Here is a 22,625-nt window from a genome sequence, read left to right on the forward strand (position 1 = left end):
ACGCTGCCCACCCGCCGCCGAACAGCGTGGCGGGCGTTGGAGGGAGTCGGGCAGCGCTCCGCATATATCATGTTGTGGTACAGTGTATCACTTAACGCCAAAATCAAGCGAATGTCGGATGGGGGTACTTTTAGAACTCCGTTCCGAAGAGGTGGAGCAGACGGATGAAGACAACGGACGAAAACAAGCGGGGTAGCGGCGAAGCAGGCGACGACGTCGACGACCGCCAGCAGGGCGGAATTCAGGTCATCGCCCGCGCAAGCCGCATCATGCGAGCGCTGGGCGCCCACCCGCATGGACTCAGCCTTGCCGGAATCGCCGCGGAAGTGGACCTGCCCCGCTCCACGGTGCAACGCATCGTCACGGCGCTCGCCACCGAGAACCTCGCCGAGCCGGCTGGCGCCGCCGGCGGCTTCCGGCTCGGTCCGGCGCTGGGGCAGCTGATCTACCAGACCGAAGCCGACATCGTTCCGGTGGCCCGTCCGCATCTCGAGCGGCTGTCGCAGGCGCTGCATGAGACGGTCTGCCTATCGCGCATCAACGCGCGTCAGACGCATCTGCTCGAAGTCTTCGTCGGCGAACAAGTGCTCCGCATCGTGCCCCCGGTCGGCTCGACCGCGCCGGTGCACCTCACCGCGGACGGCAAGGCCTTGCTCGCGCGCATGACGCCGGAGGAAGTGAAGGACTGGCTCGGGGAAGACCTGCCGCCGCGCACCGGCCGCAGCAAGGGACTCGCCGCGCTGCTGGACGAGCTGGAAGAAATTCGTCGCAGCGGCTTCGCCTACGACAACGAGGAACATACGGAAGGGGTGAGCGCCGTGTCGGTTTCGATCGGCACCTACCGCGGCGCCTACGCGATCACCGTCATCGCGCCGACCGCACGCCTGCACGCGAACCTGGAAGACTTCCGGCACGCGCTCGCGAACACCCGCACCGTGGTCGAACGCCTGCTCGGCACGGAGCACATGTCAGCATGAGACGCGTCGCCGATTCGACTGCCGCCGATATGCGCCGGCGGGAACGCCGCGAGCAGATTCTTCGGGCCGCGCGCGGGTGCTTCGAAGTGGAAGGCTTCCGGGGCGCCAGCATGGCAAGCGTCGCGGCCAAGGCCGGGATGAGCGTCGGCCACATCTACCATTACTTCGAAGGCAAGGACTGCATTGTTGCGGAGGTGATCCGCGACGATCTCGAAGCCTGCCTTGCCACCTTGTGCCACGCGGGGAGCCCGGCGCAATTCGTCGCTGCGATGTTGACCGCGGTCCGCCGGGGCGAGCAGGCATCGTGCGGCGACGAATCGCTCAGCGCCGCACTCCGGGCGGACATCATGGCGGAGGCGGGCCGTAACCCTCTCGTCGCCGACCTCGTCGCGGAGACCGAAGAAAAATGCCGCCGGCACCTTCTCGCGCTCCTTCCAAACGAACAGCAGGAGCTCTCCACCACTGACGTGCATCGCGTCGCCGCAGTCGAAGTCGTCCTCGCGTTGTGGCGCGGACTATTGATCCGCAGCGCCGAGCCAGGCTCCCGGCAAGCCGCTTCGGCCCTCCACACGGCACTCGCCCGCCTCTTCGAGCCAGTGACCCCATCCTGACGCTGCGGGCGCGGGCTGCGCGACGGAAGCCGCAGGTTGTGGCACGGGAAGCACCGTACGCGAACCTCACGGGGCGCGACGCCCCCGACAGCAAGATTCGGGCGCACAGTCTGCATCACCGACATCGTCACGCAGGTGTCGGCGCCCCCCTGCTCCGCGACCCCTTGGCTGTGTCTGCCATCGTGTCGGCGCGTTGATGGGATTTCGCACTCGCCGCATGTCGCCGGCACAAAATTTTGCTTACCGCTCCGAGTTTCATTCGGGTCGACGTTCAACCATGATGAGTACCGCTGCGGACGCGCGGGATTCGGGTGCGATTCACGCGTCGCCCCCGGACCTGTCCGGCCGCAGAACTCCCCAATGGAAGAAGGAACGCATTCGATGAATACTCGGCTCCGTATCTCGACTCTCCTTGCGTCGGCCCTGTTCGCCGCCACCGGTAACGCCATCGCTCAGACCCCCGGCACCGCGGAGGCGTCGCTCGCGCCGACGCAAGGGAACAAGACCGCCGGAAAAGTCAGTTTCACGCAAGCCGACGGCGGCGTACGCATCGAAGCACACGTCACCGGGCTGACGCCGGGCGGACATGGCTTCCACCTGCACGAGAAAGGGGACTGCTCCGCGCCGGACGCCACCAGCGCCGGTGGACACTTCAATCCGACGAAGAAGGCGCACGGGCATCCCGACAAGGGCGAACACCACTTGGGCGACCTGCCGATGCTCGAAGCCGACGCCAAAGGCGAAGCCACCCTGACGACCGTCGTGAAGGGGGTTTCGATCGGCGAAGGAGAGAACGGCATCGTCGGGCGCGCGGTGATCGTGCATGCCGCCCCCGACGACTACAAGACGCAACCGACCGGCAACTCCGGCGGCCGCGTCGCGTGCGGAGTGATTCAGGCTAAATAGCGCATGAGCATACCTCCGGGGGCCATCGCAGTCCGGGGCCTCCGGACTGCCGGTCCCTGCCCGAGAGCGGCACCTCTTGACGGATCACGGCGAGGCCGTCGTTCCGCGCGAGTCGATGTCGCCACAGAAGATCGCGCGATTTCCGTCCGCCGGCGCCGATCGGACCACGATCGCGTTCGGGCGGGACCGGAGCGTCGCGAGCGGCACCGGAGCCGTATTCGACACTTTGAGCGGCGGGCCGGCGCTCGCGGCCATTGGAAATGTATTCAAGGATTCGGCCAGCACGCGGTCGGTCAAGGTGTAGGCCGGCGTCGGATTCAAGGCGTCGCACGTACCTTCGTGAATGTAGGTGTAGAGGTGGACCGGACGCGTCGAAGGGCTCGGGACACCGCTCACCTCCACGGTTACGCCGGTCCCGTCGCGCAGCGGAGTGAGCATCGCGAGACCGATCTCGCCGGTGTTCACCCGCGTTGCGCTCAGCCGAACCGCGACGCTCCCGCCGCCGGCCTCTTCCGTGCTTTTCCAATCGGCGCCTGCGCAGCCCGCAAGCAGACCGACCACCATCAAGCCCAACATTCCCGAACGTCTCATCGCCCTTTTCCAAGCAGCCTTGCAGGAGATGAGACAGCGAGGCGGCGAATTCGGCATGAACCGGGCACGAATTCGACCGCCTCGCGAGGGAAGGCTTACGCCTCGACCGACTCGCGGATCAGGTGATCGAAGGCCGACAACGAAGCCTTCGCGCCCTCGCCCATCGCGATGACGATCTGCTTGTACGGCACCGTCGTGCAGTCGCCGGCGGCAAAGATGCCCGGCACCGAGGTGCGGCCGTGCGCATCGACGGCGATCTCGCCGAATTTCGTGCGCTCGATCGTGTCCTTCACGAAATCGGTGTTCGGCAGCAAACCGATCTGCACGAAGATGCCTTCCAGCTCCACGCGATGCGACTCACCCGACTGGCGGTCCTTGTAGATCAGCCCGTTCACCTTCGCATCGCCCGTGACTTCGGTCGTCTGCGCATTCGTGACGACCGTGACATTCGGAAGGCTGAAGAGCTTCTTCTGCAGCACCGCGTCCGCCCGTAGCGAATCCGCGAATTCGAGCAGCGTCACGTGCGCAACCACGCCGGCAAGGTCGATTGCCGCTTCGACGCCGGAGTTGCCCCCGCCGACGACCGCAACGCGCTTGCCCTTGAAGAGCGGGCCATCGCAGTGCGGGCAGTACGCGACGCCCTTGCCGCGGTATTCCTTCTCGCCCGGAACGTTCATCTCGCGCCAGCGCGCGCCGGTCGCGATGATCACCGACCGCGCCTTCAGCGACGCGCCGTTCTCGAGTCTGACCTCGATGCGATCGCCCGGGATCACGGCCGCGGCACGCTGCAGGTTCATGATGTCGACGCCGTACTCCTTGACGTGCTCCTCGAGCGCCATCGCGAGCTGCGGGCCCTCGGTCGCCTTCACCGAGATGAAGTTCTCGATCGCGAGCGTATCCATCACCTGACCGCCGAAGCGTTCGGCGACGATGCCGGTCCGGATGCCCTTGCGCGCGGCGTAGATCGCCGCCGCCGCGCCTGCAGGTCCGCCGCCGACGACGAGCACGTCGAACTCGTCCTTCGCGGCGATTTTTTCGGCCGCGCGGGCGCCGGCCCGCGAGTCGATCTTCGCGACGATCTCGGCGAGCTCCATCCGCCCCTGGCCGAAGTGCTCGCCATTGAGGAACACGGTTGGCACCGCCATCACCTGGCGCTCGTTGACCTCGTCCTGGAACAGCGCGCCGTCGATCATCGTGTGGCGGATGTTCGGGTTGATCACCGACATCAGGTTCAACGCCTGCACGACGTCCGGGCAGTTGTGGCACGACAGCGAGATGTAGGTCTCGAACTCGAACGTGCCTTCGATCGCGCGGATCTGCTCGATCAAGTCCTGATCCGCCTTCGGCGGATGGCCGCCGACCTGGAGCAGCGCGAGGATCAGCGACGGGAACTCGTGTCCCATCGGCAGCCCGGCGAAGCGCACGCGCGCATCCTCGCCCTTGCGCTTCAGCGCGAACGAGGGTTTCCGAACCGCTTCATCCGACCCGTCGGTGACGGTAATCATGTTCGACTGCTCCGCGACGTCGCCGAGCAGCGCCTTCATTTCACGCGACTTTTCGCCGTCGTCGACTGACGCGACGATCTCGATCGGTTGCGTGATGCGTTCGAGGTAGGTTTTCAACTGGTTCTTGATATTCGCGTCGAGCATGGCGATTCCTCCATAAAAAAGGGGTCGAGGGTGGTGGATGGGTGCTCGCCCGGCGACCGGACACTGCCGGCCGCCGCTCAGGCGCGGCCCGGGAAACCCGGGCCCGGAGGACTTAGATCTTGCCGACGAGATCCAGCGACGGCGCGAGGGTCGCGTCGCCTTCCTTCCACTTCGCCGGGCATACTTCGCCCGGGTGCGAGGCCACGTACTGCGCGGCCTTGACCTTGCGCAGCAGCTCCGAGGCGTCACGGCCCACACCGCCCGCGTTGACCTCGATGATCTGGATGCGGCCTTCGGGGTCGATCACGAAGGTGCCGCGGTCGGCCAGGCCGTCTTCCTCGATCAGCACGTCGAAGTTGCGCGAGATCGCCATCGTCGGGTCGCCGATCATCGGGTACTGGATCTTGCCGATCGTCTCCGAGCTGTCGTGCCACGCCTTGTGCGTGAAGTGGGTGTCGGTCGACACGCTGTAGATCTCGACGCCCAGCTTCTGGAACTCCGCGTAGTTGTCGGCGAGGTCGCCCAGCTCGGTCGGGCAGACGAACGTGAAGTCCGCCGGGTAGAAGAACACGACCGACCATTTACCCTTCAGCGTCTCGTCGGTCACCGGAACGAACTTTCCCTGATGGAACGCGGTCGCTTTGAAAGGCTTGATCTGGCTATTGATTCGGGACATTGCTTGCTCCTTGTCGTGTTGGAAAACATGTGTGAGATCGCTCTCGACGGGTTCTACTTTAACGGGGTGGTGACAATAGCTCCAATTGAACTTAGGCATTTGATTAATAGTTTTGTTCAATGTTAAGCAACAAGGCTCGAATTGCTGTGCTGTCGGCCCGATCCGCGTCTCGAAGCGATGCGATGACGAAACGGCCGGCCCTATTCCACCAGCCAACGGATACCGCTCCCGCTCAGCCTGTCGAAGCGCCTCGAGCTCTCTTCGAAAGCTCGACGAACGTGTCGATTTGTCGCCTTGATCACCCCCGCTCCAACCTCACTCCCGGAACCGGAAACGATGCCGCTGCTCCCGACTTTCTCCGCAACGTTGCTCTTTGCGACCTTGCTGCTGGCGCTGTCGCCGGGCCACTCGACGGCCGCCGCGCAATGGCAGGGCGCGGCCTTCAAGGGCGATCGCGCGACTCTGGGAAAGCTCGCCGCGGCCGGTGCGAAAACGGTGCGGGTCTATGGCGAGGAAGACGCGTGGGTGCTCGACGAGGCCGAGCGGCTCGGTTTGAAGGTCGTCATGGGCCTGTGGATCGATCATCCGCGCCACGGACGGCTCGACTTTGAAAAGGAGACGGCGCGACGCGCGCAGGAAGCAGCGATCGCCACATTCGTCCGGCGTCACAAGGATCACCCCGCCCTTCTCGCGTGGGGAGTCGGCAACGAGGTCGAAACCGCGCTCGCCGACCCGCTCCCCGTCTGGCGCGAGATCGACCGGCTTGCCGCCGTCGTCAAGGCGATCGATCCCGCACACCCGACGTTGATGGTCGTTGCGGATGCCGGCGTCGAGCGCCTCGCGCCCCTCGCGACCTGCTGTGCCAACGTCGACCTTCTGGGCATCAACATCTACGCCGGCGCGGCGTTCGATCTGCCGCGGCGGCTCGCGGCGATGGGTATCAAGAAGCCGGTCGTCGTCGCCGAGCTCGGACCGCTGGGGCAATGGCAGGCCGGGCGCAAGCCGTGGGGCGCGCCGGTGGAACTCACGAGCAGCGAGAAGGCGAAGTTCTACCGCGATGCGCTCGCCTTCCTGCGCACGCAGCCGCAGATCGCGGGTGTGTTCCCGTTCCTGTGGGGTTCGAAGCAGGAGCAGACCGAGACCTGGCACGGCATCCTGCTCGCCGACGGCACTGCGACCGCGATGACGGATGCGGTGACGGAGGCCTGGGGCGCTTCCGTCGTCGCGCCGGCGCCGCTGATCCGCGGAATCGGCATCGCCGCCGACGTGTTCGCGCCGAGCCAGGAGATCTCGGCCGGCGTCGACGCGGCCTCGTTCGACGGCTCGCCGCTCGCCACCGAATGGAAAGTCGTCTCCGAAGCGACCGACCTGCGCGTCGGTGGCGACGCGGAAGCCGAGCCGGCGCGAATCCCGGTGCACGTGAAGCACGCCGACGCCGCCACCGTGCGTTTCGTCGCCCCCGAGCGGCCAGGCGCGTACCGCCTCTTCATGACGATCCGCGACCGGAACGGCAAGGGGGCAACCGCAAACCTGCCCTTCCTCGTTAAGTAACACAAAGTCTTCACACTGGCTCTTGCCACCCGGCTGCCTATACTCGATCGGCACGCAAACACCTTGGTGCACGCCCGTTCGACGCGCCTTGACGTTTTCTTTACCCGCGCCGAACGCGATCTTCATCGGTCGCTGGCTATGGTTCGAGCCTATGCACGAATCTCGCGAATTCCTCCGCTCCGTCGACGCCAGCAGCGCGGCCTCCGAAACGTCCTACGCCGCGCTGGCCGCTGGGCCGCGGTCGCGTCCGGCAGCTGCGGCGAGCCGCGCCGGCACAAGCGGTGCCGCGCGCGGCACGACGCTGATCCTCGCCCTGCTCGCCGTTCTGCTGCTGCTGCGCCTGCTTGGCATGGAAATACTGCCGCTGATGGACACGACCGAGGCACGCTACGCCGAAATCGGCCGCAAGATGGCCGCCCTCGGCGACTGGGTGACGCCGTGGCATGACTACGGCGTACCGTTCTGGGGCAAGCCGCCGCTCTCGTTCTGGCTGACGGCACTGAGCTTCCGCAGCTTCGGGATCGGCGAATTCACCGCCCGCCTTCCGCACTTCTTGTGCGCGCTCGGTATAGCGTGGTCTGCATGGCAGCTGGCGGTGCAGCGTTCGCGTTGGGAAGCGCTGCTGACGGTCGCGTTGCTCGCCGGCTCGACGCTGTTCTTCGTGTCCGCCGGCGCAGTGATGACCGATGGCGCGCTGGTGCTGGGTACGACACTGGCAATGCTGGGCTTCTGGCGCGGTCTCCATGGTCCGCAGGCGCCGCGCCAGCCCGGCCGCTGGCTGCTGTTCATCGGGATCGCGATCGGCTTGCTCGCGAAAGGCCCGCTCGCGCTGGTGCTGATCGGTACGCCGCTGGCGGGGTGGACGGCGCTTCGCCGCGAGCCTCGCGCCGTCTGGCGGGCCTTTCCGTGGGCAACGGGGACTGCGCTGGTCGCGGCCCTGGTCTTGCCCTGGTACATCGCGGCGGAGCTGCGCACGCCGGGATTCCTGCAGTATTTCATCGTCGGCGAACACTGGCATCGCTTCATGACGCCGGGTTGGTCGGGCGATCTGTACGGACACGCCCATCGCTTCCCGATCGGCACGGTCTGGGTCTTCGCCTTCGCCGCCGCACTGCCGTGGTCGGCGCTCGTACCCGCCGCCGCGGCATGGCGCCGCTGGAAAGGAGAGCCGGCAACGCAACGGGCCGACCAGGCGTGGCGCCTGTACCTGCTATTGTGGGCGCTGACGCCGCTGCTGCTGTTCACCGTCGCGCGCAACATCATCTGGACCTATGCGCTGCCCGCGCTGCCGGCCTTGGCGCTGCTCGCGGGCGGCTGGCTCGCGCGCTGGCCCGGAGCGGGGGGGCGGCGTCTCGTGTGCGGTGGACTGATGGTGTCGCTCGTCGGGGTGATGGTCTTCGATTTCCAGCTGGTCGAGTCGGGCGCCCCGGAGTACAAGAGCGCGAAACACCTGATGCGGGACGCTGCGGCGCAATGCCCCATCGGCGGCCCGCTGATCTACCTCGGCGCGCGGCCGCATTCGGCGGCCTTCTACTCCGGCGGACGTGTTCGGCGCGCTGGCGACCTCGCGCAGGTGCCCACGCTGCTCGGCGCCAATGCCGGCTGCGTGGCGGCGCGCCAGCAGGATGCTGCCGCCATCGGGGCGCTGCCCGGCATCACGGCAACGCCGATCGCCCGGGCCGGGCGCGAGATGCTGTGGCTCGCCGCGCCGCGGATCGCGGAGAAAGTGGCAAGCGCGCCGGGGAACAGTGCGCCTCTGCCGTAACGCAGCTCAGGCAGGACGGCCGCTGCTCCGCCCACTGGCGGACGGCGCCCGATCCGCGCCCATCCCCTCCCGCGACGTGCGCGTCCCGGCCAGCCCTCCCTACTCCGACGATTCGAGGTCGGTGATCACCGCGGCGAGGAAGCGTGCCGCCTCGCCGCCAGTGACGACGCGGTGATCGAAGGTCAGGCTCAGCGGCAGGATCTTATGCACGACCGGTGCGCCGCCGACCGGGACGACCTGCTCATGCACGCGCCCGGCGCCGAGAATCGCGACGGTCGGGGGCATCACGACTGGGCTCGCGTACTTGCCCCCGATCATGCCGAAGTTCGATAGCGTGATCGTGTTGCCGCGCAGCTCGTCCGCCGGAATCCGGCGTGCGACGACGTCGGCGCGCATGCGGTCGAGGCCCGCACGCAGGTCCGCCGGATCCCGGCTCGCGACGTCGCGCAGCACCGGCACGAAGAGCCCGTCGGGCAGATCGACCGCGATGCCGACATGGATCTTTTCGAGCACGCGGCGTCCCATCGTGTGGCTTTCGTACCATGCGTTGAGCCCTGGCGACGCGCGGCATCCGGCGACGAGCGCGCGAATCAAGCGGATCGTCACGTCGCTGTCCGGCGCCCAGGCGTGGACGTCCGCGTCGTCGATCACCGTCGCGGGAGCCACTTCGCTCTGCGCGAGCGCCATGTTCTGCGCCATCGCGCGGCGGACGCCGCGAAGGATCTCGGGAGGCCCGACTTCGGCGAGGATCTTCGCGACCCGCTGCACGTCGGACCCGAGGATCACGCCGTCCGGACCCGACGGCGTCACCATCTCGAGTTCGACGTTCAGTTGGCGCGCGAGCGCACGCACCGCCGGCGTCGCCTTGATCGCCGCACCGCCGTGTCCCACCGCCGCCGGCGGCTCCTGCTTCAACTGGTTGCCGACCTGCATTTCCCCGACCACGGTGCCCGAATCGCCCTCGTCGGCGGCACCGGCGAAACCGATAAGCGGCGCACCGACCTGCACGATCTGCCCCGGCTGGCCGAAGAGCTTCTCGATGCGGCCGGCCTGCGGGGACGGGATCTCGACGATGGCTTTCGCGGTCTCGACCGACACGACGGGCTGGTCCACCTGGACCTCGTCGCCCGCTTTCACGTGCCACTCGACAATTTCCGCTTCCTGCAGGCCTTCGCCCAGATCGGGCAATTTGAATATTTTCATGCTCCCTCCAGCGTCTTGCGGACTGCCGCCACGATGCACTGCACGCTCGGCAGGTACTGGTATTCGAGTCGCGACAGCGGCATCACCGTGTCGTATCCCGTCACTCTCTGCACCGGCGCCAGCAACGAGTAAAGCCCCTGCTCGGCGAGATTCGCCGCGATCTCCGCGCCGAAACCGCTCGTCCGCGCGGCTTCGTGCACGATGACGCAGCGCCCCGTCCTCGCGACCGATTCGAGGATCGTCGCCATGTCGAGCGGCTTCAGCGTCGCGACATCGATGATCTCGGCGGCCACGCCTTCCTGCGCGAGCGCGTCGGCCGCCGCCTGCGTTTCGTGCAGCGCCGCGCCCCAGCTGACGAGCGTCACGTCGGTGCCGCTGCGGAGCGTGAAGCAGACGTCGAGCGGCAGCGCCTCGCCGTCGTCGGCGACCTCCTGCTTGAAGAGCCGATAGAGCCGCGTCGGCTCGAGGAAGATGACCGGGTCCGGATCCCGGATCGCGGCGAGCAGCAGGCCGTACGCGCGCGACGGCGAAGACGGCACAACGACGCGCAGACCCGGCATGTGCGCGAACAGCGCTTCCGGACTTTCCGAGTGATGCTCCGGCGCGTGGATGCCGCCGCCCGACGGCGAGCGCAGCACCAGCGGACACGACAGGCGCCCGCGCGTGCGGTATCTCAGGCGCGCGGCGTGGTTGATGATGTGGTCGATCGTCGGATAGATGAAGCCGGAGAACTGGATCTCTGCGACCGGTTTCAGACCCGCGGCGGCCATGCCGACCGCGGTGCCGGCGATCGCGGTTTCAGCGAGCGGCGTATCGATCACGCGTCCCGCGCCGAAGCGCTGTTGCAGGCCGACCGTCGCGCGGAACACGCCGCCATTGACGCCGATGTCCTCGCCGAGGAGCACCACCGACGGGTCCTGCGCCATCTCCCAGGCGAGCGCGCGATTGACTGCTTCGACGAGATTGAGCTCAGGCATGTCCGCCTCCGTCGGGCGCGAACGCGAGTAGGGTGTCCCGTTGCTGCTCCAGCGCGGGCGGCAGCGTCCGGTACAGGTGCTCGAACATCGCGGCCGGCGTCGGCGGCGGCACCGCGAGGTAGCCCTCCACCGCCTGCTCGACCGCGTCGGCGCATTCCTTCGCGAGCAACTCTTCCTTGCCCGGATCCCACGCGCCAAGCCGCACCAGATGAGCGCGCAGCCGGCGAATCGGCTCGAACGTCCACTGCTCCTGGACGACGGCCGGATCGCGATAGCGGGTCGCGTCGTCGGCGGTGGTGTGGTCGCCCAGGCGATAGCTGATCGCTTCGATCAGCGTCGGCCCGCCGCCGCCGCGACCCTTCTCGATCGCGCGTCGCGCGGCGTCGTGCACGGCGACGACGTCGTTACCGTCGACCTGCACGCCCTCGATGCCTGCGGCGATGGCTTTCTGCGCCAGCGTGCTGGTCGCCGACTGCATCGGGCGGGGCACCGAGATCGCCCACTGGTTGTTGTTCACGACGATCACGAGCGGCGCCTGCCACACCGCGCCGAAGTTCATCGCTTCGTAGAAGTCGCCTTTCGACGTGCCGCCGTCGCCGATAAAACACACCGCGACGCGCGCTTCGCCGCGCAGCTTGAACGCGTAGGCGGCGCCGGCGGCGTGGCAGATCTGCGTCGCGATCGGCACGCATACCGGCAGGTCTTCGCGCGGACCCGCGAAGTCGCTGCCGCGCTCGTCGCCGCCCCAGTATAACAGGCTCTCTGTCATCGCAACACCGCGCACGAACTGAGCGGCGTGATCGCGGTACGAAGGGACGAGCAGGTCTTCCTTGCGCATCGCGCTCGCGACACCGACGCCGATCGCCTCCTGGCCGAGCGCGGACGCGAACGTCCCGATCTTGCCGGTGCGCTGCAGCGCGATCGCCTTCGTGTCGAAAGTCCGCGTCAACTGCATGGCGCGATAAAGCGGTAGCAAAACCTCCGGATCGTGCGCGAACTCGGGCAAAGGTGTTACGACCTCCCCTTGCGGATCGAGAAACCGCGTGTAGTCGACCTGGAACCGTGCAACGGTAGCCATGACGATCTCCTTCTTTTTTGCCTCAGTCTAGACCATGCCGTCCGACTTCGATCCGCACGCGACGGGCTAGCGCCGGGTCGCGCCGGCTCGCACCGGCGCGCGAACGGGAAGCGCCGAGGCGGTTGCGTTGTCTATGATCAGACGAGTGGCAGTCCAACTTCGTTCGAGGAGAATCGCCCATGCAGCCGAGAGACATCATCGTGAACCAGGTTCGTGCGGCGCTCGAGCGCGACGCGCGCATCGATCCCGCGAACTTTCCGGTCGACATCCTCGTGGAAGGCAACGCGCTGACCCTGAGCGGCGAAGTCCCGAGCATCGCATCAAAGCGGGTCGCGGTCAGCGCCGTCAGCGACCTCGACGGGGTCGACAAGACGGTCGACCGGCTACGGCTTACTTCGACCCTCGACATCGGCGACGGCGCGGTCCGTGACGCAGCCTGCGACTCCCTGACGCGCGACGTCGACTTCCTCAATTGCTCGCTGCGCGCGCTGAATTCGGGACGCATGGAGGTCCTTCGCATCGCGAGCGGCGACTCCTGCGGCGAAATCGACCTGTCGGTAGCCGACGGCGTGATCACCCTCAACGGTCACGTGATCAGCCTGTCGCACAAGCGGCTCGCGGGCGTGCTCGCATGGTGGGCGCGCGGGTGCCGCGACGTGGTGAATCAGCTCGAAGTGCGGCCACCGGAAGACGACAACGACGAGGAAGTGATCGAGGCGCTGAGACTCGTCCTCGAGACCGATCCGCACGTGCCGGCGGCCCAGATCGCGATCGACAGCCGCGATTTCGTCGTCACCCTGAGCGGCGTCGTCGCGACCGAGGAAGAGCGCAAGCGCGCCGAACTCGACGCGTGGTACCTGCACGGCATCAAACGCGTGCACAACGAGCTCGAAGTCCGCATGCCGTCCTGACGGCCCCTCTGAACCCTGCGGGATCGACGGCACACGGCGCATCGCGCCGCGCACCGAACTCGACCCGCGGCCTTCGCGCCGAACCGTAAAGAGGCCGGATAAGCGAACACTCGATGAGGACCGTCACGTCGAGAACCGTCGTCCACCGCGGACGAGTAAAGGTACGCGAGAAGCGGTTTTCACCCGTCCGAATCCGCCTCGCCCTGGCGAATAAAGGTATCAACCAGCGCGCGCTGCGCGTTTCTTCGGAGACCCGGACATGGCCGATGAGCTTTCGACCCGTTCCTGCACCCCCTGCCGCGGCGGCATCCCGCCGCTGACGCAGGCCGAAGCCGCGAGTCATCTTGCGCAACTGCCCGATTGGACGCTAGCCGACAACGGCACGCGCATCGAGCGGCGTTTCACGTTCGGAAACTTTCGCGACGCGCTGGATTTCGTCGTCGCGGTCGGCGAACTCGCTGAAGCGCAGGGCCACCATCCCGATGTCGCGTTCAGCTGGGGCTGGGCGAAAATCTCGTGGCAGACGAAGGAGATCGGCGGTCTGCACGAGAACGACTACGTGATGGCAGCGAAGACCGATCGTCTTGCCGCCGGATAAGCGAAGCGGCGCCGGCCCTCCTCGGGCATGGCGCCGCTTCCGGTTTTCCAGGGGCTTTGCGGCCCCTTGTGATTTCAGCTGCCGGCGATCAGGCAGCCTTCCGGCGGTCCGGAAAGTCGATGATCATGCTGCGGGTTCTGCGATCGATGAACTGCCGCACGTTGTTCCCGTACGATTGCCCGAAGCCGGTATCGACGTTGCCGCCGGCCGTCTGCCATGCGAGGACGGCCTCGACCTGCCGGTCCCACGCGAGCCCCCAGGTTTCCGGCAAGTCGAGCGGCGGAATGAACTCGCACTCCAGCTTGTGAACAGCCAGTTGCCCTGACGCGTTTTGCATTGATCCCTCTCCTGCTGATTGAATTCCGTCGCCACGCCATGACGCGCGCGGCCGATGTTCGACATCGACCGGTAGCCGTAGAACGACTACCGAGACACGAAATTATCGTCCCGGTGGATGGCGTCTGCCGATACCGCGTCTGCGGTAAAGTGACTCCCGTCTTCAGAGGAAAAAGTGCGGTCGGAGTGCCCGGCGCCAGCTGAAGAAGACCGCTAGCTGCCGCTGTCGCGCGACTGGCCGGTTTCGACCATGCCGCGAACCCCCTCGGCGATCCGCTTCTCCTTTTCGCTGTCGCCCGCGCTCTCGTCCATCGACGACGGCGGCTTGAGAATCCCGCGCTGCACCGCCGGCCGCTCGCGGATCTGTTCGATCCAGCGCGTCAGGTGCGGCAGGTCGTCGGTCTCGATGCCCGACCAGTTGTGCGTGCGCACCCACGCCCAGTTCGCGATGTCCGCGATCGAATACTCGCCGGCGAGAAACTCGTTGTGCGCGAGGTGCCCGTCGAGCACGCGAAACAGCCGCCGGGACTCGCCCTGATAGCGGTCGATCGCGGGCCGGATCTTTTCCGGAAAGTAACGGTAGAACACGTTTGCCTGCCCCATCATCGGGCCGATGCCGCCCATCTGGAACATCAGCCATTGCAGCACCCGCGATCGGCCTTTCGCATCCGACGGCATCAGGCGGCCGGTCTTCTCGGCGAGGTAGATCAGGATCGCGCCCGACTCGAACACCGCGAAATTGTCTTCGGCCCGATCGATGATCGCCGGGATGCGGCCGTTCGGGTTGATCTGCAGGAACCAGGACTCCTTTTGCTCGCGCTGGGCGAGATCGAGAACGCGCATCGTGTAGTCGAGCGACAACTCTTCGAGCGCGATCGAGATCTTGTGTCCGTTGGGGGTGGCGGCCGTGTAGAGATCGATCATGTCTTTCCTTCCCCTCTCTGAAGTTCGAAATCCGGCGCTCGCGCCGGCGTCAATTAAGCGCCCCGCTCCCGTGCGCCCTTTCGCGCAGAAAATCGACGACCTGATCGGGCGGAAGCGGCCGGCTGATCAGATAGCCTTGCAGTTCGTTGCATTTGAAGAGCCGGAGAAACTTCGCCTGCTCCTCCTCTTCGACGCCTTCGGCGATCACTTTGAGATCGAGCGAGTGCGCGAGCGAGATGATCGTCGACACGATGGTCATGCTTTCCGGGCTCTCGTTCATCGTTTCGATAAACGACTTGTCGATCTTCAGCGCGCTTACCGGCAGTTTGGCAAGGTAGCCGAGCGACGAATAGCCGGTGCCGAAGTCGTCGATCGCGATGTCGCCGCCGAGGCGGCGGATCTCGTCGAGCCGCACGATGTTCTCCTCGAGCTCCGTCATGATCATGCTCTCGGTGATCTCGAGATCGACGAGGGCCGAACCGCCGTCGGCTTGCAGTGCGCCGCGCACCGAGTCGACGAAGTTCTCCTGCTGCAACTGGATCGCCGACACATTCACGGCGACGCGCGGCGCCTCGATGCCGGCCTCTTGCCAGCGGCGGGAATCCGCGAGCGCCTGGCGGATCGCCCACAGCCCGACCTGCAGAATCATCCCGGTTTCCTCGAGCACCGGGATGAACCTGTCGGGCTGTACGAGCCCGAACTCCGGATCGTTCCAGCGCATCAGCGCCTCGAGGCCGGTCACATGTCCGTTGACTCCCGAAACCTTCGGCTGGTAATGCAGCACGAATTCGTCCCGTTCCATCGCCTGCCGCAGCCGGTTCTCCAGCATCAGCGTTTCGGCGACGCGGGCGTTCATCTCCGGCCCGTAGAAAAGATAGTTCAACCCCGAGCGCCTCGCCTTGCGCAACGCGGCCTCGGCGTTGCGCAGCAGCGTCTCGGCGTCCTCACCCGAATTGGTGAACACCGCGACGCCGGCGGACGCCGCGATCCGCAGTTCCTGCTGCCCGACTGCGATCGGGTTGCCGAAGACGTCTGCGATGACCTGTTCGATGAGGTGTGCGAGATCAATCGCCTCGCGCCGATCGTGGATGATGCCCGCGAAATGGTCGACGCCGATCCGCGCGACATCCATCGCGTTCGGCCAGTACTCCTGGAAGCGCTGGCCGATCTCGCGCAGTACCGCGTCGCCCGTCTGACGCCCGAAGGTCTCGTTAATGTTGCGGAAACGGTGCAGGTTCCAGACCACGACGCCCACCAGTTCGCCCGGATGCTGGCGCGCACGCGCGATCGCCTGCGTCAGATGCTCGTGCAGGTGAGCGCGGTTCGGCAGCCCCGTGAGCAGATCGTGATAGGCGAGAAATGCGAGACGGTCCTTCTTCGCGATGTATTCGAGCGCGAACGACACGTCGCCGGCGAGCTCGCGCAGCAACTGCAGCTCTTCGCCGGCGAAGAAACCGGGCTCGCGCGCGTACAGGACAAGCACCGCGACGACCTCGTTTTCGGTAAAGAGCGGCAGCACGATCTTCGACCGATAGCCGCGCTCGACGGCGCCCGGCAGGTGAACGACCGCGTCGTCCGACGTCGCGATGTCGTTGATGAACACGGGGTTGCGCGTCGAAACCGCCTCCGCGACGAGGGTCCGGCCGGCGGGCCCATCGCCTTTCTCCGTCAGGCGGACCTGTCTCGCGAGCCGGTCGTCGATTCCCGCCCACGCAGCCGGATGGATCTGCCCGTTTTCCGCGTCGACTTCACCAATCCAGGCGATCCCGAATTCGCCCGCTTCGACGGCAATGCGGCACGCCTCCTCGAGCAATGCCGCGCGGCCGTGGACGCGGACGATCGTCGAATTGATGCCGCTGAGCACCGCATAGACGCGCGTGAGGCGGCGGATCCTCTGCTGCTGCGCATTTCGCTCGAGAAATTGGCCGATCTGGCGGCCGAGCGACGCGAGCGTGTCGATCAACGGGCGTTCGAAACCTGTGTTCTCGCGGCCGAAGACCTCGATCACGCCCGCAACCTCACCGCGCACGACGATGGGAAACGCGCCCCCCGATCTCAGCGCTGCCCGGACCGTGTCTTCGGACCACGGGCATTCCGGCTCGGGCCGGATGTCTTCGCACCACACCGGCTGCCGGCTCGCCCACGCCCTCCCCGACAGCCCGCGCCCGCGCTCGAGGACCATACGTCGAACATTCACCGTCCATGCGCCACATTGGATCGGCGGACGGCACCACGCATCCAGGCACCGCAGCGCCTGCCCGGTCTCGTCCACGGTCCACAGCGCCCCGGCCGAGAAATCGAGTTCCGCACCGATCGCCTGCAGCACCTCCGACGCGACCTCGTTGAAACTCACGGCGTCGCCGAGGATGCGGGCCACCGCGTATTGCGCCCGCAAGTGACGCTGAGCGCGTTCCCGCTCGGCGATTTCCGCCTCGAGCAGGCGCGCATGCCCGGTCGCCTGGCGGTACAGCGAGCCGTTCTCGTAGATGCGTCCGACCTGCGCGGCGAGTATCCGCAGCAGCTTCTCGTCCTCGTCGCTGAAGCCGCCTTCCCCCTCCTTGTTTCCGAGGCAAATCCAGCCGTACACCTTCGTCAGCGAAGTCATCGGCGCCGCGAGGAAGGAACGCAGTCGCGGGTAGGCCTCCGGAAGGCCGAGCGCCCGCGCCTCCATTGCGGAGGTCCCCCGCACCACGCGCTTCATGCGATAGACCTCTCCGAGCACCCCGGCATGGAGGTGGAGCGGCCCGAGCGCGGATTCGACCTCGGGCGGAAGTCCGCAATGTGCGGTGTACGCGATGTCTTCCCTATTGGTCGCCCGTGCCACCACCGTTCCCGTCTGCGCCGCGAGCAGCAGCCGCGCGCTGCTGCAGACGTGCGACAGGAGCTGTTCCAGGTCCGTCTGGGACGCGAGTTGCAGGTTCAGTTCGATCAGCGCTTCGAGCTTGCCGCGCGCGACGTGCAGCTCGGCAACCTGCTCGGCGAGCTTGGCGGTCATCAACTGCAGGTGCTGCCGGTCGAACTCGGGCTGCGGCAAGCCGTCGCCGGGCCTCTCGTTGCGCACCGCGAGCGCCTTGTCGACGACGCGGATCACATCTTCCGGATCGGATGGCTTGCCGAGGATGTCGATCACACCGCACGCCTTCGCGAGTTGTAGCGCTTCCTCTTCGAGGTAATAGGCGGTGTAGAAGATCACCCGCGTGTCGGCGATCGCCGGCTCCGCCCGCAACTGACGCACGAACTCGTAGCCGTCTAGCGTCGGCATCAGGATGTCGCAGATCACGAGGTCGGGCGCTTCGCTTCGGACGATTTCGAGAGCGGCAGCCCCGTCGGCCGCTTCGATCACTCGGTGCCCAAGCGATTTCAGAATCGTCGCGAGCAGCTCCCGGTTCGCAGGAATATCGTCGACTACCGCAATGACGGCCATACGCGATCCTTGTTGTCATCCCCCGCGATTCGGTCTCGAGAGCAATTCCGCCGGGAGAAATTGTTCTATGGCTGCGACGAAATTTTCGGGTTCGATCGGCTTCGAGAAATAGCCGTCGAATCCGGCCCGGAGCACGTCTTCGCGGTCTCCGAGCATCGAAAACGCCGTGACCGCGAGCAAGGGGACGCTGCGCAAGTCGCGGTCCTGCTTCAGTTCGCGGACGACGGCGAAACCATCGACGTCCGGCATCTGCAAATCGCAGATTACGAGGTCCGGCCGTTCCTGCCGCGCGAGGTCGATCGCTTCCCGGCCGTTGGTCGCGCTCCGCGTCGCATAGCCGTGGGCCCCGAGCAGGTAACGCATCAATTCGAGACTCGGCGGATGGTCCTCGGCGATGAGTATTCTTGCAGGCATCAGTTCATCTCCGGCAGAACGACGGTGAAGGTCGCACCGGCGCCGAAAGTGCTTTGACATGCGAGTTCGCCGCCGAGCAATCCGGCAAGCTTGCGGCTCAGGTGCAGGCCGAGCCCGGTGCCTTCGGCGGCGGACGTGCGCGCCGCCTGCCCCTGGACGAACGGCTCGAACAGCGTCGCCAATTCCTCCTCCGGAATCCCCGGCCCGCTGTCTCTGACCGCGAACACGAGGCGCTTCGGCTGCGTGGATTCGTCCACGTTCAGCGTCAGGCGGACGCCGCCGGTCTGGGTGAATTTGATCGCGTTGCCCGCCAAATTGATGATGATCTGACTGAGCGCGCGACGATCGGTTTCGAACGGCACGGGCTGGTCGGGCAGCGAGAGTCCGAACTCCAGCCCTTTCGCGACCGCCTGCGGTCGTAGCGACGCGGCGATCTCCGAGACGACGCCGCGGCAGTCGAATCGCTCGGGGTTCAGATCGATCTTGCCGGCCTCGATCTTCGCGAGGTTGAGCAGGTCGTTGATCAACGCGAGCAGATGTCTCGCGTTGTTGCGCACGATTTCGAGCTGATGAACCTGGTCGTCGTTGAGCTCGCCGGGCAGCTTCATCAGCAAGGTGCCGGTGAAGCCGATGACCGCGTTCAACGGCGTGCGCAGTTCGTGGCTCATGCTCGCGAGGAAGCGGTCCTTCGCGCGGCTCGCCAGCTCCAGTTCGAGATTCTTTTCCTGCAGCGCCTTTTCGAAGCGCTTGCGCTCGCTGACGTCGCGGATCGCGCTCATGACGATCGGGGTCTCTTCGGTTTTCAGCGGGCTCAGGCTGATCTCCACCGGAAATTCCGTGCCGTCCTTCCGCAGTCCGAAAAGTTCGAGCCCGGCGCCCATCGCGCGCGCGCGAGGAGCCGAAAAATAGTGGCCGCGATGGCCTTTGTGCGCCCTGCGAAAGCGCTCGGGCAACAGATCGTCGACCGGGCGCGCCCGGAGCTCCCCCGGTCGATAGCCGAAGAGCTGCTCGGCCTGCGTGTTGGCAACGACAATGTGGCCGGTTGGATTGACGAAGACGATGCCGTCCGGCATCGAGTCGAGCAGCTCGCCAAACCTGGCTTCGAGAAGCTTGCTGTCGCGCCGGACCTTGAGTTCGGTGACGTCCTTCTCGGAGAAAAGCACGCGCACGCCGTCAGCCGGCGTGCCCGAGGCGAGCTTTCCGGAAATCGTGACGTAGATCAGCGTGCCGTCTTTCCTGCGGCGCAAGGCTTCGAAGGTCGCGTGGCGCTCGGCAAGCGTCTCGGCGATGAAGCGGCGCTGCTCGTCCGCCCCTTCATCGACGGCGATGAGTTGTCCCAGCTCGGCGCCGATCGCCTCATCGTCCGCGTAGCCGAACATCTCCACGGCTCCGGCATTCCAGCCGTGCACGATTCCGGCTTCATCGACCATTGCGATCGCATCCGGAGCGTCCGCGATCCAGCGGTAATCGACCTCGTCAGGCATCTGTGGTCTCCGTCGCAAGCCTCCGGCTCTTTTACTCTCGATTGAGAGAGGGAGCTAAGCCGGACGCAGGCGAGTAACGAATGCATACTTTAGCGTAACGTAACCCAAAATGGGCAGTCATTTCCGACGGGGGCGATCGCGAGCCGTCGCGGGCGCGTGCTCGGGCTATGCTTCGAGCTCGCGCGCCCGCTCTAACGCTTCCTCGATTCGATCGACGGCAATCACGCGCATCTCGCCGACTGCATGGCGCGGCGCATTCGCCTTCGGAATCACCGCCGCGGTGAAGCCGAGCTTCGCCGCCTCCTTCAGCCGCTCCTGCCCACGTGGAGCCGGGCGGATTTCGCCGGCGAGGCCTATTTCGCCGAACACGACCAGTTGCGGGGGCAGCGGCCGATTGCGCAGTGACGACACGATCGCGAGCACCACCGCGAGGTCGGCGGCGGGCTCGGTGATCTTCAAGCCACCGACGGCATTGACGAACACGTCCTGGTCGAAGCACCCGACGCCCGCGTGCCGATGCAGCACCGCCAACAGCATCGCGAGGCGGTTCTGTTCGAGGCCGACCGAAAGGCGCCGCGGGTTCGGGTTCTGCGCGCCGTCGACCAGCGCCTGGATCTCGACCAGCAGCGGACGCGTGCCTTCCTGCGTCACCAGCACGCAGCTGCCGGCGACCTGCTGGGCATGCTGCGACAGGAAGATCGCGGACGGATTGCTGACGCCGCGCAACCCGCGCTCGGTCATCGCGAACACGCCCAGTTCATTCACTGCACCGAAGCGGTTCTTGAACGCGCGCACCAGCCGGAAGCTCGAGTGCGTGTCGCCTTCGAAATACAGCACGGTGTCGACCATGTGCTCGAGCACGCGCGGTCCCGCGAGGGTGCCGTCCTTCGTCACGTGCCCGACCATGATGAGGCTCGTCCCGCTCTGCTTGGCGAAGCGGGTGAGCTGCGCGGCGCACTCGCGCACCTGCGCGACGGATCCGGGCGCCGACTGCAGCACCTCGGAGTAAACGGTCTGGATCGAATCGATGACGGCGATGCGCGGACGTTCGTTCTTCAGCGCCGCGAGGATGCGTTCGAGGTTGATTTCGGGCAGCAGTTGCAGGCCACCGGGATCGAGCTGAAGCCGTTGCGCGCGCAACGCGACCTGCTCGCCCGACTCCTCGCCGCTGACGTAGATCGCCTTGTGATGAAGCGCTAGCAGCGAAAGCGCCTGCAGCAACAGCGTCGATTTTCCGATCCCGGGGTCGCCGCCGATCAGGACCACACCGCCGGCGACCAGCCCGCCGCCGAGAACGCGGTCGAATTCCTCGATCCCGGTCGGCGTGCGCGGCTCCTCGCGCGGCTCGAGTTCCGCGAGCGTCCGCAGCTTGCCGGTGCTGCCCGCGAGCGCGGCAAAGCGTGCAGCGTTCGCTCCCGCCGGCTCCACGACCGCCTCGACGAGCGTGTTCCACGCCTTGCACTGCGGACATTGCCCCTGCCACCGCGGCGACTCGGCGCCGCATTCGGTGCAGCTATGCACCGTCCTGACTTTCGCCATTACGCCTCTTCCGCCAAGGGGATCGTCGCCATCGCCACCAGTTCCGCCACCGCATGCTCCGCGAAAGTCGTGATCAGGCGGGAGCGGAACTTGTCCTTTGGAATGATGACTTCGAGCGGCGTGTATTGCCTCGGCTCCAGCGGGATCGCGGCGAGCCTCTCCTCCCGGAGATCCCGCTGGATCGCCGCGCGCGACGCGATCGCATAACCGTCGGTCTCGGCCGCAAGGTGCTTGACGGTCGCGAGGCTGCCGAGTTCGGCGGCGACATTGAGTTCCTCGATCCCGATGCCGGCTGCCTCGAAGAATTCTTCGGTGAGTTCGCGGATCGCGTTGCCGGGGTCGCGATTGAGGAACGGATGCGCGACGAGATCCTGCGCGGCAAGTTTCTTCTTCTTCGTCAGCGGATGCCCCGGCCGGCAGATCACGAGCAATTCATCGCGCGCCGCGGTGAAGCGTTCGATCGCGGGCTGCTCGGACACGATCTCGATCAAGCCGATGTCAAGTTCCCGCGCGACGACCCGGCTCTCGGTGAGCTGCGAATTGCCGACCACGACCCGCGGAACCACACGCGGATACTTCTGCTTGAAGCGCTCGAGCAGGCGCGGAAGCCAGTACGCCGCAATCGTCGTGCTGGTCCCGATCGACAGCACGCCGCCGAGGTCGTCAGTCAGCTCGGAGATACGCGATTCCAGCTCGTCCGACAGGTCGAGAATCCGCTCGGCATACGCGAGCACGACCTCGCCGGCCGGCGTCAAACCGACATGACCGTGGCCACGGTCGAGCAGCCGTGTGTTGAAATGCTCCTCGAGCTGCTTGATCTGGAAGGTCACGGCCGGCTGGGTCATGAAGAGATGCTCCGCCGCGCGCGTGAAAGAGCCGTGCTTGGCCACCGCGTGAAAGACCTGCAGTCTGCGCTCCGCCATCTTCGCTCCATAAATGTCGTTTATTCCGGGGCGATTAGACCACAGGTGGGGGCGCCGGAGTGCCCCGGCACGCCGGCGGTTCGCCTCT

At 66.2% G+C, this 22,625-nt stretch carries 20 protein-coding genes; 7 read left to right on the forward strand and 13 right to left on the reverse strand.

The genetic code is table 11. From position 1 onward, the window contains the following. Positions 1-164: 164 nt before the first annotated feature. The 3 genes from ROZ37_RS12035 (at position 165) to ROZ37_RS12045 (ending at position 2,494) form a co-directional block, all read left to right on the forward strand. Entirely contained in the window at positions 165-977 is an 813-nt protein-coding gene (locus ROZ37_RS12035; protein WP_312659647.1) for an IclR family transcriptional regulator, read from the forward strand. Between the two features lie 29 nt (positions 978-1,006). Then, positions 1,007-1,588, forward strand: a complete 582-nt coding sequence (locus ROZ37_RS12040; RefSeq protein ID WP_312659698.1) for a helix-turn-helix domain-containing protein — start codon at positions 1,007-1,009, stop codon at positions 1,586-1,588. A gap of 381 nt (positions 1,589-1,969) precedes the next feature. Beyond that, a complete protein-coding gene (locus ROZ37_RS12045) occupies positions 1,970-2,494 on the forward strand; it encodes a superoxide dismutase family protein (protein ID WP_312659650.1) in 525 nt (174 codons plus the stop codon). 84 nt (positions 2,495-2,578) lie between these two features. Here ROZ37_RS12045 and ROZ37_RS12050 read toward each other — a convergent pair whose 3' ends face one another. The 3 genes from ROZ37_RS12050 to ahpC all read right to left on the reverse strand — a co-directional run bounded on the left by ROZ37_RS12050 (position 2,579) and on the right by ahpC (position 5,410). Then, a complete protein-coding gene (locus ROZ37_RS12050) occupies positions 2,579-3,085 on the reverse strand; it encodes a hypothetical protein (protein ID WP_312659651.1) in 507 nt (168 codons plus the stop codon). Between the two features lie 95 nt (positions 3,086-3,180). Beyond that, positions 3,181-4,734, reverse strand: a complete 1,554-nt coding sequence (gene ahpF / locus ROZ37_RS12055; RefSeq protein ID WP_312659652.1) for an alkyl hydroperoxide reductase subunit F — start codon at positions 4,732-4,734, stop codon at positions 3,181-3,183. 112 nt (positions 4,735-4,846) lie between these two features. Beyond that, on the reverse strand, positions 4,847-5,410 hold the full coding sequence (gene ahpC, locus ROZ37_RS12060) for an alkyl hydroperoxide reductase subunit C (protein ID WP_312659654.1): 564 nt from the start codon (positions 5,408-5,410) through the stop codon (positions 4,847-4,849). A 336-nt stretch (positions 5,411-5,746) separates the two neighbouring features. Between ahpC and ROZ37_RS12065 the strand changes: the two genes are divergently transcribed. Together ROZ37_RS12065 and ROZ37_RS12070 are read left to right on the forward strand one after the other, a co-directional pair. Next, on the forward strand, positions 5,747-6,961 hold the full coding sequence (locus tag ROZ37_RS12065; RefSeq protein ID WP_312659655.1) for a glycoside hydrolase family 2 TIM barrel-domain containing protein: 1,215 nt from the start codon (positions 5,747-5,749) through the stop codon (positions 6,959-6,961). A 151-nt stretch (positions 6,962-7,112) separates the two neighbouring features. Further along, positions 7,113-8,726, forward strand: coding sequence for a glycosyltransferase family 39 protein (locus ROZ37_RS12070; protein ID WP_312659656.1), 1,614 nt, complete (start codon positions 7,113-7,115; stop codon positions 8,724-8,726). A gap of 99 nt (positions 8,727-8,825) precedes the next feature. On the opposite strand, the gene ROZ37_RS12075 is transcribed toward ROZ37_RS12070, so the two are convergent. From ROZ37_RS12075 to pdhA, 3 genes are read right to left on the reverse strand one after another with little or no spacing between them, the layout of a single operon-like run. Then, positions 8,826-9,929: a dihydrolipoamide acetyltransferase family protein gene (locus ROZ37_RS12075; protein WP_312659659.1), complete on the reverse strand. Its 1,104-nt coding sequence runs from the start codon at positions 9,927-9,929 to the stop codon at positions 8,826-8,828. Continuing rightward, positions 9,926-10,906 (reverse strand): alpha-ketoacid dehydrogenase subunit beta, encoded by a 981-nt coding sequence (locus ROZ37_RS12080; RefSeq protein WP_312659662.1) that lies wholly within the window; start codon positions 10,904-10,906, stop codon positions 9,926-9,928. Before ROZ37_RS12080 ends, ROZ37_RS12075 begins: the two co-directional genes overlap by 4 nt. Next, the gene (pdhA, locus tag ROZ37_RS12085) at positions 10,899-11,984 is read right to left on the reverse strand and encodes a pyruvate dehydrogenase (acetyl-transferring) E1 component subunit alpha (RefSeq protein WP_312659665.1); all 1,086 of its coding nucleotides are present in this window, start codon (positions 11,982-11,984) and stop codon (positions 10,899-10,901) included. The genes ROZ37_RS12080 and pdhA overlap by 8 nt, the downstream gene beginning before the upstream one ends. A gap of 179 nt (positions 11,985-12,163) precedes the next feature. Here pdhA and ROZ37_RS12090 point away from each other — a divergent pair, with 179 nt between their 5' ends. Together ROZ37_RS12090 and ROZ37_RS12095 are read left to right on the forward strand one after the other, a co-directional pair. Further along, positions 12,164-12,895 (forward strand): BON domain-containing protein, encoded by a 732-nt coding sequence (locus ROZ37_RS12090; protein ID WP_312659667.1) that lies wholly within the window; start codon positions 12,164-12,166, stop codon positions 12,893-12,895. Positions 12,896-13,154: 259 nt separating this feature from the next. Further along, positions 13,155-13,493 carry a 4a-hydroxytetrahydrobiopterin dehydratase gene (locus tag ROZ37_RS12095; RefSeq protein ID WP_312659669.1) on the forward strand — a complete coding sequence of 113 codons (339 nt, stop codon included), beginning with the start codon at positions 13,155-13,157 and terminating at the stop codon, positions 13,491-13,493. Positions 13,494-13,581: 88 nt separating this feature from the next. On the opposite strand, the gene ROZ37_RS12100 is transcribed toward ROZ37_RS12095, so the two are convergent. The 7 genes from ROZ37_RS12100 to ROZ37_RS12130 form a co-directional block, all read right to left on the reverse strand. Next, positions 13,582-13,830: a hypothetical protein gene (locus tag ROZ37_RS12100; RefSeq protein ID WP_312659670.1), complete on the reverse strand. Its 249-nt coding sequence runs from the start codon at positions 13,828-13,830 to the stop codon at positions 13,582-13,584. A gap of 212 nt (positions 13,831-14,042) precedes the next feature. Beyond that, a complete protein-coding gene (locus ROZ37_RS12105) occupies positions 14,043-14,753 on the reverse strand; it encodes a glutathione S-transferase N-terminal domain-containing protein (RefSeq protein ID WP_312659671.1) in 711 nt (236 codons plus the stop codon). Positions 14,754-14,802: 49 nt separating this feature from the next. Continuing rightward, complete coding sequence (locus ROZ37_RS12110) at positions 14,803-18,177, reverse strand: EAL domain-containing protein (protein ID WP_312659672.1); 3,375 nt, start codon at positions 18,175-18,177, stop codon at positions 14,803-14,805. Positions 18,178-18,192: 15 nt separating this feature from the next. Further along, positions 18,193-18,591, reverse strand: a complete 399-nt coding sequence (locus tag ROZ37_RS12115; protein ID WP_312659673.1) for a response regulator — start codon at positions 18,589-18,591, stop codon at positions 18,193-18,195. Next, complete coding sequence (locus ROZ37_RS12120; protein WP_312659674.1) at positions 18,591-20,075, reverse strand: PAS domain S-box protein; 1,485 nt, start codon at positions 20,073-20,075, stop codon at positions 18,591-18,593. Before ROZ37_RS12120 ends, ROZ37_RS12115 begins: the two co-directional genes overlap by 1 nt. Positions 20,076-20,240: 165 nt before the next feature. Further along, positions 20,241-21,614 carry a DNA repair protein RadA gene (gene radA / locus ROZ37_RS12125; protein ID WP_312659676.1) on the reverse strand — a complete coding sequence of 458 codons (1,374 nt, stop codon included), beginning with the start codon at positions 21,612-21,614 and terminating at the stop codon, positions 20,241-20,243. Further along, positions 21,614-22,537: a LysR family transcriptional regulator gene (locus ROZ37_RS12130; protein WP_312659678.1), complete on the reverse strand. Its 924-nt coding sequence runs from the start codon at positions 22,535-22,537 to the stop codon at positions 21,614-21,616. The genes radA and ROZ37_RS12130 overlap by 1 nt, the downstream gene beginning before the upstream one ends. Positions 22,538-22,625 lie beyond the last annotated feature (88 nt).

It is taken from the genome of Aromatoleum sp. (genome assembly GCF_032027225.1).
Classification (GTDB): Bacteria; Pseudomonadota; Gammaproteobacteria; order Burkholderiales; family Rhodocyclaceae; genus Aromatoleum.